The sequence below is a fragment of the Dentiradicibacter hellwigii genome (genome assembly GCF_041770905.1).
GTDB lineage: Bacteria > Pseudomonadota > Gammaproteobacteria > Burkholderiales > Rhodocyclaceae > Propionivibrio > Propionivibrio hellwigii.
Genome location: NZ_JBEUWX010000002.1, coordinates 789,485 through 804,338, shown reverse-complemented (window position 1 = coordinate 804,338; position 14,854 = coordinate 789,485). Strand labels below are relative to the sequence as shown.

Genomic DNA, 14,854 nt, shown 5'->3' with positions numbered 1-14,854 from the left:
GGATACGGCTATTGCTGTGTGGATGCCCACTCAGCGCGCAATGCTTCGCTATCTTCGCGGCCGGATAGCCAGTTCTGGTAATTGGCCATATCGAAACGCACCAGCTTGACGGTATCGAACGTGCCGAGCAAGGCAGCGCAAACAGACTGCTGTAAACGCCACATCACGGGGTCACGCTTGGGCAGCGTCATCCAGTCGTCGAGTGTGTCGTACCAGATGACAAAAATCGCTTTCGGTGCTCCGCCTTTTTCCCGCATCTGGATGCGAATATTGTCAGCCGTAGCATCGAGCGCCAGAGACCGCCATTCATTGAGCTCTTTCATCCGGACGATGAGGCTTTCTGGAATCGGACTTTCCCCATTTTCCCATTCCCGCCAACGCTGCTCGGAAGTGCCTTGCGGCGTATCATGACTGGTTGTGATAAAGCGCGCTGCTTCGGGAACGGTAAAGAAAAACAGGCGTCGCAGTCCTTTCAACATCGTTGGTGTCATAACTTTCCTCGCAGAGATGAAAATGAGCAGTTTTCTGAATATTTTAGGAGTACGCTGAGTAATAATTGGTTTTCTTGTCGGAAAAATCCCGCTATCATGATGCCGGAATGACGATTGATCGTGCCGGAAAAGGGCAGAAATGTCAGGAAGGTTTTAGATGATTTTCCGTAAAAATGAAAAGGGGTTGCGAAAAATGATTTCTTCGCAACCCCAAGTGTTTCTGGCTCCTCGACCTGGGCTCGAACCAGGGACCTACGGATTAACAGTCCGGCGCTCTACCGACTGAGCTATCGAGGATCAACGAGGAGCGCATTGTAGATACTTATCTTTTTAGCGTCAACATGTTTAACGATGAATTTAGAACTTGTCTTTGTTAAAACAGCAGCAGGAGAAGAAGTCCTCGCTTCGCCGGATAAAAATGGCGGGGAAGGCGGAAGATTGCCGCGTGCCTTCCGGACGGTGCTCATTCTTGTCGATGGGAAATTGACCGTTGCCGATCTCGGCGAAAAAATGTCCAGTCTTGACTTTGTCAAGATGGCGTTGGCAGACCTTGAGGATCGCGGGTATATCGTGCGGTGTAGGACCAAGGCGGGAGATAGTATTGCCGTTCCGGCAAATGCGCGTATTGGCGCCGCAACAGGTGCGGTTGCAGGTGCGACGAGAACCCCGGCTGTGCGTGTCAAATCCGACGAGGCTGATGATGCCGAAAAAATGTCGGTTGAAACCATTGAGTTATTTGGTGTGGAAGGCGCGACTGAGTCGGATTTCGATTGGGCATATGCAAAACCCCAGGCGGGAGGAAACCGGGCATCGCCGAGCAAAATGGCCTCAACCGTCAACGATAATGATGATGTTGGGAATGTGGATGGCTTGCCGATCTTGATGGAGGTCGTCGATCCTTCACAAACGGCCGAAATCGGTGAGTTTTCCGAGCAGGTTGATTTTGCGGCAGAGGCTACCGCAGATGCCGCAATGACCGATGCAGAAAGCCCTGTGCAAGGTCGTACGGATTTGGTTGTGACGCCTGCTGATACAAAAACGCAGAATGCTGTAAATGCGCGATCCACCATAAAAACGATCATCGGAAAGCTTACTTCGCTCTCTGGGCGTTGGTGGGGCTGGCGCAACCGCCGTCTGGCGGCACAGAATCAAGAGCAAACCATGCAGCGTCCGTATGCGCCGTATCATCGAGAGACTCCCTCACGTTATCAGATTGGCCGGCCGGGCAGGTTGATCCGTCCGGTGCGGAGATCCTCTGGTATGAAAACACTGATTACCTTGGTGTTGCTCATCTTCCTGGGTGCGGCTGTATTTGTGGCTTTTCCGCCTTTAACTATGTATGTGGCAAGCATCGAAGCGGCCGCGTCGAATAGCCTGGGGCGTCCCGTCAAAATAGGCCGACTGAGCGCATCGGTTTATCCGCACCTGGGTATTTTGCTGGCAGATGTCGTCATTGATGCGCCGGACAGCAAGAAGGCGGTGAGTGGTGCGAATGAAACCAATGAGGAAAACGGCAGTGAAATAGATCAACCCCTTCATATAGCCAAGATCTGGCTGGAACCGGATGTCCGGACGCTGTTTGCACCGCGCAAGGATCTGCGGCGTGTTTTTGTAAGCGGTATCGTGCTTACGCCGGAGGTGTTCGCCGCATTGCCGGCCATGTTGCAGCAGATCAATGGAAACCACTCGGAATTCCGTGTCGCCGGCCTGTATTTTGAACAGCTTGCATTGGATATTCCTAAATTATCCATTGGCCCTTTGCAAGGATTGGCGGAATTGTCCGAAACGGCCGGTTTGAGCGCACTGAATTTGCAGACAGATAAACGCAAACTCAAGCTGGTGCTGACGCCTGACGGACAACGCATCAATTTTGAGGCTGAGGGTAGGGCAATACGTATTCCGGCGCTGGCGCCCGTGGATTTCAACTCGATCAGCGTGAAAGGTGTCTGGGAAAATGGCGAGATGAACGTCTCCGCCTTTGATTTCCGCCTGTTTGATGGCGCCATCATAGGACAGGCGAAAGCCCGTCTGGAAGAAACTGTTGCTGTTGAAGGTGATTTGACTTTCGATCATGTAGATTCCGGAAAATTGAGCACTGCCCTAGGAGTGGAGAACCTGCTTGCCGGTGATCTGGAAGGTAAAGCCCGTTTCTCTGGTACCGCCAATGAATGGAACGGGATTTTGCCTGCTTTGACGGTAGAGGGCAGTTTTCTAATGCAGCGGGGCAGCCTGACTGGCATCGATCTGGCCGAAGCGGCGCGCCGCATTTCCGAGATGCCCGTTCAAGGCGGGATGATGAGTTTTGAACAGTTTTCCGGCAAGATGCGGCTCATGTCTTCCCGGTTACGCTTCTACGATCTGAAAGTGGAATCGGGGCTGATGTCCTCGGTGGGGAGCGCCGAAGTGACCGCCGACCAGACGCTCAACGGCCGGATGGACTTGCAGATGCACGGCTCCGTCAATCAGGTGCGGGTGCCCATTGTTCTGGGCGGAACGCTCCAATCTCCGACGGCGCGTGCAGTCAGACCGCAACGGAATGCCACCGTGGTTGCTCCGCCCACTCTGGGCGCTGGCGCCAGTGACTCTTCGGCTACCCAGGCTACTCAGGCGGGCGCACAGACAAAAGCACGGGATGCCGGCAGCTCATCGGCATCCCGTGATAACAGTGACAATATCCTGCTGCCGTCAGTACGGCCCGCCCAGTTCTAAAACGCTAAAACATCGAGCGGGCGCGAAGGCCACAGTGCGGCAGCGTGTTACAGCACTGCCGCAACGGCATCGACGACGTAATCGATATTACGCGTGTTGAGCGCTGCGATGCAGATGCGCCCGGAGCTGACGGCATAGACGCCGAATTCTTTTTGCAGGCGCGCGACCTGGTCGGCCGAGAGTCCGGTGTAGGAAAACATGCCGCGCTGCTGGACGATGAAGGAAAAGTCCTGCGCCACGCCTTTGGCCTTGAGCTTCTCGACCAGACTGTGGCGCATGACGCGGATACGGTCACGCATGCCGGTCAGCTCGCTTTCCCATTGGGCGCGCAGTTCAGGCGTCGACAATACGGCCGCAACAACGCTGCCGCCATGCGTGGGCGGGTTGGAATAGTTGGTGCGGATGACGCGCTTGATCTGCGAGAGCACGCGTGCCGACTCGTCTTTCGACGCCGTGACGACCGACAGCGCGCCGACGCGCTCGCCATACAGCGAGAATGATTTGGAAAACGAGCTGGAAACAAAAAACTGCATGCCCGATGCGGCAAACAGGTTAAGCGCCAGCGCGTCTTCGGCAATGCCATCGGCGAAACCCTGATAGGCCATGTCGAGGAAAGGCACGAGACCGCGTGCCCTCATGACTTCGATGATTTCACGCCATTGGGATTGCATCAGGTCTGCGCCGGTCGGGTTGTGGCAGCAGGCATGCAGAATAATGATGCTGTTGGCGGGCAAAGCATTCAGGCAGGCTTTCATGCCGTCAAAATTCACACCGCGCGTTTTGGCGTCGTAGTAAGGATAGGTTTCGACGGAAAAACCGGCGGCCTCAAACAAGGCACGGTGATTTTCCCAGCTGGGGTCGCTGATATAGACCTTGGACGACGGCAACAGACGGCGCAGATAATCTGCGCCCACCTTCAATGCTCCCGTGCCGCCCAGCCCCTGGGCGGTGATGACGCGGCCTGCCGCCAACAGCGGTGAGTCCTCGCCGAACAGCAGGTGTTGTACGGCCCGGTTATAAGCGGGGTTGCCATCGATCGGCTGATAACCGCGCGTTGGCAAGCTTTCTACGCGCGCTTTTTCCGCCTGTTTGACAGCGCCGAGCAGCGGAATTTTGCCGCTTTCGTCAAAGTACACGCCGACGCCGAGATTGACCTTGTTCGTGCGGTCATCGGCGGCAAAAGCTTCGTTGAGGCCAAGAATGGGGTCGCGCGGTGCCATTTCGACCGCAGAAAAAATGGAGGCAGTCATTTCGGTATGTTTTCCTAGGTTGGGTGATAAGAGTGATGAAAAAACGACAATACGGGAATGATATAGAGATAGGTATCGAGTACTAAAGAGATAACGATCTATTGGAGGATTCCGCGGATTGAATCTGCATCTGGAAATTCTAGAAATTCTGGAAGATGGCAGACCGCTTGTGGCGGCCGCCGTTTCCCATCTCCGGCAGCCTTTCCGACGACTTTCCCGTAGAATTCTAGCATGACAGATTCCGATAAAAATTCTTCCAGAAAGACGGCTTCCAAAGCCTCGTCCAGGCGCAAGCAACCGGCGCTGTCGTCGGCGCATTCAGCGGCGGCGGTGCAGATATCCGATCCGGCGCCCGATCCGGTGTCTGAGGTCAAGCCAGCGCCGGCGTTCATCAGTTTTCCGGGCAGTCCGTTCCGGCTCCACCAGCCTTTTCCGCCTGCGGGGGACCAGCCTTCGGCGATTGCCGCGCTGGTCGAAGGGCTGGAAGATGGCCTGTCTTTTCAGACATTGCTGGGGGTGACCGGCTCCGGGAAAACCTACACTATGGCCAACGTCATCGCCCGTACGGGGCGGCCTGCGCTGGTGCTGGCGCCGAACAAGACATTGGCCGCGCAGCTTTACGCCGAATTCCGCGAGTTTTTCCCGGAAAATGCCGTCGAGTATTTCGTCTCCTACTACGATTACTACCAGCCGGAAGCCTACGTACCCGCGCGCGATCTGTATATCGAAAAGGACTCGGCCATCAATGAACACATCGAGCAGATGCGCCTGTCGGCGACCAAAAGTCTGCTGGAGCGGCGCGATTGCGTGATCGTGGCTACCGTGTCCTGCATCTACGGCATCGGCGACCGCGACGAATATCACAACATGATCCTGACCATGCGCGTTGGTGACCGCATGGGGCAGCGCGACATCGTCAAGCGGCTGGCCGAAATGCAGTACAGCCGCAGCGAGATGGATTTCCACCGCGGTACGTTTCGCGTGCGCGGCGACATTATCGATGTCTTCCCCGCCGAGCATGCCGAGCATGCCGTGCGTATCTCATTGTTCGACGATGAAATCGACGGGTTGCAATTTTTCGATCCGCTGACCGGGCATTTGCAGCAGAAACTGGCGCGTTTTACGGTTTTCCCTTCCTCGCACTACGTCACCCCGCGTGCGACGGTGCTGCACGCCATGGAGGCGATCAAGGAGGAACTGCGCGAGCGTAGCGCCTTTTTCACGCGCGAGAACCGTCTGGTCGAAGCGCAGCGCCTCGACCAGCGCACGCGCTTCGATCTGGAAATGCTCGACCAGATCGGCTTCTGCAAAGGCATCGAAAACTATTCACGCCATCTGACCGGCCGCCGCGCCGGCCAGCCGCCGCCGACGTTGATCGACTATTTGCCGGCCGATGCGCTGATGTTCGTCGACGAATCGCACGTTGCCATTCCACAGGTGGGCGCCATGTACAAGGGCGACCGCTCGCGCAAGGAAAACCTTGTCAATTACGGTTTTCGCCTGCCCTCGGCGCTCGACAACCGGCCGTTGAAATTCGAAGAATTCGAACGTCTGATGCGCCAGTGCATCTTTGTTTCGGCGACGCCGGCCGAGTACGAGCGCGCGCATCAAGGGCAAGTCGTCGAACAGGTTGTGCGACCGACTGGCCTGGTCGATCCGCAAATCTGCGTGCGTCCGGCGATGTCACAAGTGGACGACCTGCTCGGCGAAATCCGCCAGCGCGCCGCGTGTCAGGAGCGCGTTCTGGTGACGACGCTGACCAAGCGCATGGCCGAGGAACTGACCGATTATCTGGGTGAGAACGGCGTGCGCGTGCGTTACCTGCATTCGGACATCGATACCGTCGAGCGCGTTGAAATCATCCGCGATCTGCGTCTGGGCGAGTTCGATGTGCTGATCGGCATCAATCTCCTGCGCGAAGGGCTGGATATTCCGGAGGTTTCCCTGGTGGCGATTCTCGATGCCGACAAGGAAGGATTCCTGCGCTCCGAGCGCTCGCTGATCCAGACCATCGGCCGCGCCGCGCGCCACCTCAACGGTACGGCGATTCTTTATGCCGACCAGGTGACCGACTCGATGCAGCGCGCCATCGACGAAACCGAACGGCGGCGCGCCAAACAGCTTGCCTTCAATGCCGAACACGGCATCACGCCGCGCAGCGTCTCGAAACGGATCAAGGACATCATCGATGGCGTGTATGACGCCGAATATGCTGCGCGCCAGCTCAAGGCGGCCGAGCCGGGGCAAAAACCCTACGAGGCGATGAACGAAAAACAACTGACGCGCGAATGCAAACGGCTGGAAAAGGAAATGCTCGAATACGCCAGAAATCTCGAATTCGAAAAAGCCGCCGCCGCCCGCGATACGCTGTTTCGCGTCAAAGAGCTGCTGTTCGGTGCGGCGGGGCATGACGAGGAAGGGCGCGCATGAACGCGGGGATGCGCGCATGAATGACCAACAACGCTTGCGCTATAGCCGCCATATTCTGCTCGATGAAATCGGCATCGCGGGGCAGGAGAGGCTACTGCACAGCCGCGCGCTGATCCTTGGCCTGGGCGGCCTCGGTTCGCCCGCTGCCCTGTATCTGGCGGCCAGCGGCGTCGGCCGGCTGATGCTATGCGATCACGACACGGTCGATTTCAGCAACCTGCAACGGCAGATCATTCACCGCACGGCCGCTGTCGGACAGCCCAAGACGGCTTCGGCGCAGGCAACGCTGCACGAAATCAATCCGGAAGTCGAATGCGTCCCGCTCACCGAGCGTGCCGACGAAGCGCGGCTGGCAAGGCTCGTGGCCGAGGTCGATGTCGTACTCGACTGCTGCGACAACTTTGCCACGCGCTACGCCGTCAATCGCGTCTGCCGCGCGCAGCGCACGCCGCTCGTTTCCGGCGCGGCCGTTCGCATGCAGGGGCTGGTTGCCGTGTTTGATTTCCGTGCCGACGATGCGCCCTGTTACCACTGCGTTTTTCCCGAAGACAGCGAGGCGGAAACGCTCCATTGCGCGACGAGCGGTGTATTTGCTCCGCTGGTTGGTATGATCGGCGCCATGCAAGCCGGGGAGGCGCTGAAGCTGCTGGCAGGCGTTGCGCACGGCCTGTGCGGTCAGCTGCTTTCCGTCGACGCGCGGGACATGCGCTTTGCGCGGAGTGCCTTGCGCCGCGACCCCGATTGTCCCGTCTGCGGCGCATCCCGATCGCAGAAATAACAGCGTCCTTTGCCCAAATTACCGCGTTGCTGTGTTGACCTGGCCTTATCGTTTATCGTACTGAGTGGTCTGTCTGCGGCTTACTGTCTTGTCTTTGGCAACATCGAGCGATAGCGGCTTCCTTTGCCAAAATACTGCGTTGGCTCGCCTTGCCGTACTGCCCGTACTGTCTGCGGCTTACCGCCTTGTCTTTGGCAACGTCGAGCATAGCGGCTTCCTTTGCCAAAATACGGCGTTGGCTCGCCTTGCCGTACTACTCGTACTATCAGCGGCTCGCCGCCTTGTCTTTTGGCAAAGTCGAGCCGCTATTAGGCTTCTGGAGCACCCCTCTGAAATCCGTAAAAACAGGGCAGAAAACATAAAATGCCCGGAAGCCCTTTAAATACGTGGGGTTCAGGGCATCAAAAAACATAAACTACCCCGAACCCCTCTTCCTGTGGAAATGTACGCAAATTCAGGGCAGGAGAGAGCAACCACCTTTTTATTGCCGAGGGAATCTGCTTTGCCCGGTTTTTATTTCCTCGGCGCGTTGTTCTGCCCCAAGCCGTACCAGTCGATGCGGCGGGTGCCGATCATCAACCCAGCCAGCGCGGCGAAGAGCAGCAGCGAGCCGAGCAGCAGCGCGTTCTGTTCCGCGCGCAGGATGCCGAAGAGCGCGGCGTAGAGCAGGGCCTGCGCCAGACTAAAGCCGAGCGCGCGCCGCCAGCCTTTCAGGATCGCGGCCAGATAGACGGCGATCAGCGCGATCGAGGCGGTGGCAGAGACCAGATAGGCGAGCCAGAAGCGGATGTGTTCGGAGAGGCTGATGAGCAGCAGGAAGAAAATAGCCTGCGCCAGCCCGACCAGCAGATACTGGATGGGATGGATCGGCAGCGTGCGCAGATGCTCAAAAGCAAAAAAGGCGGCGAAGCCGAGCGCGATAAACAAGATGCCGTATTTCACTGCCCGCGTCGCCTGCTGGTAAATATCGACGGGATTGATCAAGCTGACCTGAAAGCCGTCATGATTGTCAGCAATGCCGTCGGCGGCCAGCGCCGTGGCGCTCCAGCGGGCGGTAAAACCCTGCTCGCCGACTTCGCGGCTGCGCGGCAGGTAGTTACCGCCAAAGCTCGGGTGCGGCCAATCGGCGCGCAGCTCGGCGGTGGTGGTTTCGCCCAGGGGAATGCGCGTCAGGCTGGAGGTGCCGGAGAGCGTCAGTGTGATGTCGAAGGGCAGCGAGGCCGGCTTGCCGTTGTACGCATGCGCGCCCACCGCGCGAAAGCCGGCGCGGATGTTGAAGGCCGCAGCGGCGGCGTGGCCGGCAGAGAACACGTTATCCTCCGGGCGCTCGTCGTCGCCCTTGGCGCTGCGCAGGGCAATCTCGCGCACGCCGGCTTGCCGCTGCGGCAGCTTCATGTCCGCGTCGGTCAGGCGCACCCCCTGGCGCAGTTGCAGCGCCTGACCGTCCAGCATCACTTTTGGCTCGCCGTCGATACCGCGCGGGTCTTCGATGCCCAGGATCAGCGTCGGGCTGCCCCAGACCAGGCGGGATGTGGCATTGCGCAGGGTTAGCGCGCTGGCGTCCGGCGTTTCAAAATGGCCGCTGATGTGCTCTTGCAGCGAGAACACATTCGTGTCGTACAGCCCGTAGGCGCGTTTTTCGACCTTCATGTTGCCGTTGAAGTCAAGCTGCTTCGGCTTGACGGCGATCCGGTGGCGGATCACGTAGCGCTCGATGCGTTTGATGATTTGCTTGCCCTGTTTCTCGGTGCGTTCTTCGTCGAAATACTCATCGACGGGGAAGACCAGAATCGGCCCGGTAATCGTTTGTTCCCCCGCGGTGGCGGCGGCGATCGCGCGGGTTGCCTGGTTGCGGAATTCCGTTCGTTCATCAATGGCGGATTGGATCATGCTCAGCGGGAGCATCAGCAACAGGCTGATGATGAGCAACAGAGCGCATTTCTGGAAGAGCGGGTGGCGCATCGTATTCTCCTGACAGATGGATGGATCGACGTCAAATCCGTGGCGACCGGTGACGGGGCGGCACGCTGGCAAGGCCCCAATGGCAAACCCGCGGCGATTGACAGGCGCAGTCTGCCCGCCCGGCGTGAGGGGAATATGAAGGGCGTGTGAAGTGAAGCGTGAGGCGATGCGCGGGGGAGGGATATATCGGGCGCATGGCGGCGGGAATTTATGGACGCCGCGCCAAGTTGCAGCACACCCCGGTGCTCTGCAAATGATGGCCCTTGGCGGAGAGCATGCCCTGTAGCCCGCGTGGATTGGGCATCGTGGCGATGCCTGCCCCGAAACACTGATGCGACAAGGGCTGCGCAAGAGCTTGCCCGGAAATCCGCGCCCGGCAAAGCTTGCGAAAAAGTGTGGCGCGTAAGCCACATGGGATGCGGCTTCTGGCAGAAAGTGGCTGGAAACGGCGCGTGCCGGGCGCTGGTATCGGCCGATCGTCCGTATAGAAGATTTCATGCCGGCTCAGGCAGCGCCATGACCCGAATCCGCCGTCTCGGTCGCTTGCCATCGCAAGGGAGCTTCATCGTTCGCTCGCAAGGTTTCGCATAGTCGTGCGCTGGTCTAGTTTGACGGGGTAGTAGAACACCGTCTCTGATTTTTAGTGGCCGTGCATTGCCGCCAGCGAGGCAAGCAAATCGAAAAATGTCTCGCCCTGGACGATCACGTACGTATGGGCGAGGCGGAGGGTGTGCCTAGTTTACGGCGAAGCCGGGTGCAGCGGCAGACGCAGGCGGGCGAGGGCGCCGGTATTGTTTTCGGCGTCCTCTTTGGTGTCATCCGCGCTGCTTGCGTAATTCACGTTTTCCAGTGTGACGGTGCCGCCGTGGAGAGCGGCGATTTCGTGCACAAGAGGGAGGCCGAGGCCGCTGCTCCTGGGTGCGCCGTCCGGTCGGGGCAGCGAGAAGAAGCGCTCGAACAGCCGTGTGTGGGCGTAATCAGGGATGCCGGGGCCGTAATCCCGGATGCGGATTTCAAGCCAGTTTTCGGCTCGCGTGTCAACGCCTTCCGCATCGGCCGCCGCATGATCCGCTGCATGACCCGCCACGTGCGCCAGCGTGCATTCGACCACGCTCCCCGGTGGTGAAAAGTCGAGCGCGTTCTGCAACAGGTTGGTCAGCGCCAGACCGAGCAGAAAGCGGTCGCCCCGGATGGCCGGTAGCGCCGGAGCGGCGGTGAGCGTGAAGATGACGCGCTTGCGCACGGCCTGCGTCGCCAGATGCGCCTGCTGCTCGGCGAGCAGCTTGGCGAGGTCGACGGCGGTCGGCGCGTCCAGCGCGCGTTGCTGCTCGATCTGCGCCAGCCGCAAGAGCGTCTGGATCAGGGTTTGCAGGCGTTCGCTCTGCGCCAGTGCGTTGCTGGCGAAGCGCTGGCGCTCGCCCTCCGGCAAACTGGCTTCCGCAAGCAACTCGGCGGCGCCGTGGATGGCGGCGAGCGGGCTTTTCATCTCATGCGTCAGGTGTTGCACGTAGCGTTCGATGTAGGCGCGGCCGTCGACCTCGTCGCGCAGTTGCGCCAGAGCGCGCGCCAGTTCGCCGATTTCGTCACGCCCCCGCGAAGGCGGCGTAGCGGGCTGCCCGGCGGACAGCGCGCGGGCATAGCGCAGCAGTTTACCCACCGATATCGTCAGCCAGGCGGTAAACAGCGCGCCGATTACCAGTGTCGCGCCGAGCAAAAGCAGGCCGTGGCGCAGCATGGCGCGTTCGCCGCGCGCGATGATCGGCGCCAGTGTGCGCGAGGGCTTGGCGACGGTGACGACGCCGACAATGCGCCCGGGGTGTTCATTGGCCTCCGTGCGGCCACCGGCATGGGAACCACTGTCATTCACCTGGCTCCGGTCACGGATTGCGGCGGCGACGTGCATAACGCCGCTGGCCTCATCTTCCGGGTTATCGCGCGTTGAACGCGCGCCGTACTTGCCGCGCAGGGTAAGGGCGACGTCGCGCCAGTTGGAATAATCTTCGCCGATGGCGCGGTTTTCCGAATCGTAGCGGACGATGCCGGCCGCATCGGTGACATAGATCCTGAAGTCCAGCGTTTGTTTTTCCAGCCCCCAGATTTTGGCTTTGATCGGTCGCTGGCGGTACGCTTCGACGCTGGCGGCGAAGCGGCCATCCGGCAGGCGGTGGGCGAGTAGGTCGTCGCGGGCCAGTTCGGCGAGCAGGTTGGCGGTATCGATCATCACGTCTTCCACCGCGTCGCGCACGCCTGGCTTGACTTCGGAAACAAAAACGTGCAACAGGAACCAGCCGGCCAGTCCGACGATGAGGAAATAGCCGAGAAAGACGCGCGCCCAGAGTCTCATCGTGGGGCGGCCTGTCGCAATCTGCGCGGGGCGTTGCGGCACAGGGCGCGTTGGTTGCTGCGTCGGCCTGGTCGGCAAGGGGCGCACGAACGTTTCATGAGACGGATGTGGCCAGTGCGTAGCCGATGCCGCGGTGGGTGGCGATGACCTCGTCACCGTCGTGAATGGCGCGCAGTTTGGCGCGCAGCGTCTTGATGTGCGTGTCGATGCTGCGGTCGGTTGTCTCAGGTGCGTCGGCCCAGACGCGCGCCATGATTTGTGCCCGGCTAAACACGCGCCCCGGCGAGGAGAGCAGGAGTGCGAGCAGCTCGTACTCGTAGCGGGTCAAGTCGAGCGCCTGCCCGTGGTAGCGGATTCGGCGGGCTTCCGGCATGTGTTGCCAGATGGCGTCAGGGGCCACGATGTCCGCCGCAGGCGGGCGCTGGCGCGCTTCGCGGCGCAGAATGGCGCGCACGCGGGCGGCCACTTCGCGCGGCGAAAAGGGTTTGGTCACGTAATCGTCGGCGCCCAGTTCGAGTCCGAGGATACGGTCGATCTCCTCGGCGCGGGCGGTCAGGAAGATAACCGGCAGGTCGCGGTGGCGGGGCTCGGCGCGCAAGGCTTTCAACACCTCGAAACCCGTCGTGTCGGGCAGGCCGATGTCGAGAATGGCAAGCACGAAATTTTCTGTCTCGTCGGCGCGCAGGACAGCCAACGCATCGCGTCCGAGCAGGACATGGCGGACAGAAAAGCCTTCGCTGCCGAGCGCGTAGATCAGCGTATCGGCAATGGCCGACTCGTCCTCGGCGAGCAGGATGGCCGGCAGGGGAGGCGCGGAAGAAGGCGTCATGGGGGGCGACATGGCGTGCGGGTGATTCCGGGAATTCAAGGCCCCGTCCGTCGGGGCATATAAATCAATGAGCGCGCATATTTTACCGGCGGAACGGTTGTTGCGCGCCAAGGTGGGAGACAGATACGGGCGGTTGGCAACAAGGAGAAAGAAGCGGGGCGGCGCGCGCAGCATGTCCAGCCAATGCACCGGTGGTTCCCGGAGATCCCCGTGGAATGGGCGTTTCCGGAGTACCTGCCCGCATATACCCTATTGACGCGGGCTCCAGCCAGACCTTCCGTTCGGTGTTGATACCGATGCCAGGTTGGCCTACCTGCCGGCGTGTTATTCGTGCGGAGGTTAGCGATGCCGGTTTCCGGCGTTGCCTTTCACTTTTCACTCGCTCCGTTTTCGTTATGTGTTCCCGTCACTGCGCCGCTTGCCGTGCGTGGGAAACATCCTTGCCGTACCAGTCTCATTGTTCCGCGACGCGCTTGGCGATGTGCGCGAGCGACTCGTCAACCGGGTCGATCAGGATCAGGCAGATATCGCCGGGCTGGAGCTTGTCGAGCGCCGTATTGATGGCCAGGAATTCACCGTGGATTTCCTCGATTTTCCTCGTCCGCCGTGCATTCTTGAGTCCGTCGCGCAGCAAGGCAAGCACTTCGCCATCAGCACGGCCACGCTGGCAGGCATCCTGATAGAGAACGATACGGTCGAAAGCATCTCCCAGGATTTCGGTCTGCTTGCGGATATCCTCGTCACGCCGGCATATTACCGACGGCATCGACCAGCGTCTAAATGGCGTGCGTCGGTATTATGGCCGTAGTCGGCGATGATTGTTGCGGCGGGTTAGCAGTGGCTTCGCAGGGCGTCGGATAAAATGCCGTGTGCCGGCAGGCTCAGGCCGCATCGACGCGGCGCCCACCGGCGCAGGAGAAAACGTGCGGACACTGCGTGGGCAATAAGTTTGGATAATTTTTGGGCTATGGATACGACGCACGCCATTTTCCCGAAGTGCGGGGCATACGCACACAGGCCATTCTGCGCACTGCCCCTATTCAGGGCATACGCAAATCCGTATTATCGCTATGCGCATGAAAAACGCTGCTTTGCCTGGCGTGCGTGCGCTACGCGGCCGTGACGGTACGCGCTCCCGACAGGTGTCAATCGCCATGAACCACAACTATTCGGCGGCGCTTGCCGCCATCCTGCCCCGGCAGACGAGCAATATTGCCCACTACACCCTGGCTGGCAACGAAACCGTTTGGGTGCGTAAAGTGGGGAAAACCATTCCGCGCTGGCGTTATACCCTCATCGGCTGTCTCGCCGCTACCCTTCGCCTGCGCGCCCTCAAACCCGTGCCCAACACCGGTGGGCGGGCAGCCATTGCGGTGGAAGCGGCGCGTCTGCAAACGCTTGCGGCACATGGCGTGCGCGTGCCGCGCCTGCTCGCCTCGGATGACGACGGCCTTATGTTTACCCACCTGGGCGAACATACCCTGCTTGAATGCATCGAGCACGAAGATAGCCTTGCCCGCTGGCAACAAGGGCTTGCCGCCATCAAGAGCGTCCATGAGCGCGGACAATACCTGAGCGAATCCTTCGCACGTAATATGATCGTCGGCGACGATGGTGGCATCGGTTTCATCGATTTTGAGGAAGACCCTGGCCGTTATCTGCCGCTGCCCGCCTGCCAAAGCCGCGATTACCTCTGTTACCTGCAATCCACGGCGCTTATCCTCAAGCGGCGTGGCTGCCTGGATTCCGCCGTCCGTCGCTGGTCCGATCATGCCGCCGCCTTGCCGCCCGCCATTGCCGACGACATCCGTACCGCCGCCCGTCCGATGCTGTGGATGCGCGCCCTGCATCACCCCCGCTGGGGAAAGGACACGCTGCGCCTTGCCGCCCTGGCGGAGATGTTCTACCGGGCGCGCTGATCCGGGCGTGAAAAATACCGGCATACGGGGGATGCGGAGCATTTTTAATTCCGGCTTTTACGCCGGAATGCCTGCCGATACGCGCCGCTTCCCTATGCGCCCCTTTTGCCCCTTCGTATACCTCGCACGCCGTTAAACCGGA

10 protein-coding genes and 1 tRNA gene are annotated in these 14,854 nt (G+C 60.0%); 4 read left to right on the top strand and 7 right to left on the bottom strand.

Translation table 11 applies throughout. The annotated features are described in order from the left end of the window. Positions 1-8: 8 nt before the first annotated feature. The gene (locus ABCS64_RS05985) at positions 9-491 is read right to left on the bottom strand and encodes an Aca2/YdiL-like domain-containing protein (protein ID WP_418890974.1); all 483 of its coding nucleotides are present in this window, start codon (positions 489-491) and stop codon (positions 9-11) included. Positions 492-712: 221 nt separating this feature from the next. Then, a tRNA-Asn gene (locus ABCS64_RS05980) sits at positions 713-788 on the bottom strand. Between the two features lie 186 nt (positions 789-974). Between ABCS64_RS05980 and ABCS64_RS05975 the strand changes: the two genes are divergently transcribed. Continuing rightward, a complete protein-coding gene (locus ABCS64_RS05975) occupies positions 975-3,200 on the top strand; it encodes an AsmA family protein (protein ID WP_418890973.1) in 2,226 nt (741 codons plus the stop codon). Positions 3,201-3,247: 47 nt separating this feature from the next. Here the strand turns inward: ABCS64_RS05975 and ABCS64_RS05970 are convergent, their stop codons facing one another. Next, the gene (locus tag ABCS64_RS05970) at positions 3,248-4,450 is read right to left on the bottom strand and encodes an amino acid aminotransferase (RefSeq protein ID WP_418890972.1); all 1,203 of its coding nucleotides are present in this window, start codon (positions 4,448-4,450) and stop codon (positions 3,248-3,250) included. Positions 4,451-4,681: 231 nt separating this feature from the next. Here ABCS64_RS05970 and uvrB point away from each other — a divergent pair, with 231 nt between their 5' ends. Next, positions 4,682-6,880 (top strand): excinuclease ABC subunit UvrB, encoded by a 2,199-nt coding sequence (gene uvrB / locus ABCS64_RS05965; protein WP_418890971.1) that lies wholly within the window; start codon positions 4,682-4,684, stop codon positions 6,878-6,880. A 16-nt stretch (positions 6,881-6,896) separates the two neighbouring features. Then, a complete protein-coding gene (locus ABCS64_RS05960) occupies positions 6,897-7,658 on the top strand; it encodes a HesA/MoeB/ThiF family protein (RefSeq protein WP_418890970.1) in 762 nt (253 codons plus the stop codon). A 513-nt stretch (positions 7,659-8,171) separates the two neighbouring features. Here the strand turns inward: ABCS64_RS05960 and creD are convergent. The 4 genes from creD to ABCS64_RS05940 form a co-directional block, all read right to left on the bottom strand. Continuing rightward, positions 8,172-9,620 (bottom strand): cell envelope integrity protein CreD, encoded by a 1,449-nt coding sequence (gene creD, locus ABCS64_RS05955; protein WP_418890969.1) that lies wholly within the window; start codon positions 9,618-9,620, stop codon positions 8,172-8,174. Positions 9,621-10,359: 739 nt separating this feature from the next. Beyond that, positions 10,360-11,964, bottom strand: a complete 1,605-nt coding sequence (gene creC, locus ABCS64_RS05950) for a two-component system sensor histidine kinase CreC (protein ID WP_418890968.1) — start codon at positions 11,962-11,964, stop codon at positions 10,360-10,362. Positions 11,965-12,058: 94 nt separating this feature from the next. Next, positions 12,059-12,832 carry a two-component system response regulator CreB gene (creB, locus tag ABCS64_RS05945; RefSeq protein ID WP_418890967.1) on the bottom strand — a complete coding sequence of 258 codons (774 nt, stop codon included), beginning with the start codon at positions 12,830-12,832 and terminating at the stop codon, positions 12,059-12,061. Positions 12,833-13,247: 415 nt separating this feature from the next. Next, positions 13,248-13,559, bottom strand: coding sequence for a hypothetical protein (locus ABCS64_RS05940; protein ID WP_418890966.1), 312 nt, complete (start codon positions 13,557-13,559; stop codon positions 13,248-13,250). Positions 13,560-13,869: 310 nt separating this feature from the next. Between ABCS64_RS05940 and ABCS64_RS05935 the strand changes: the two genes are divergently transcribed. Then, positions 13,870-14,712 carry a BUD32 family EKC/KEOPS complex subunit gene (locus ABCS64_RS05935; RefSeq protein ID WP_418890965.1) on the top strand — a complete coding sequence of 281 codons (843 nt, stop codon included), beginning with the start codon at positions 13,870-13,872 and terminating at the stop codon, positions 14,710-14,712. Positions 14,713-14,854 lie beyond the last annotated feature (142 nt).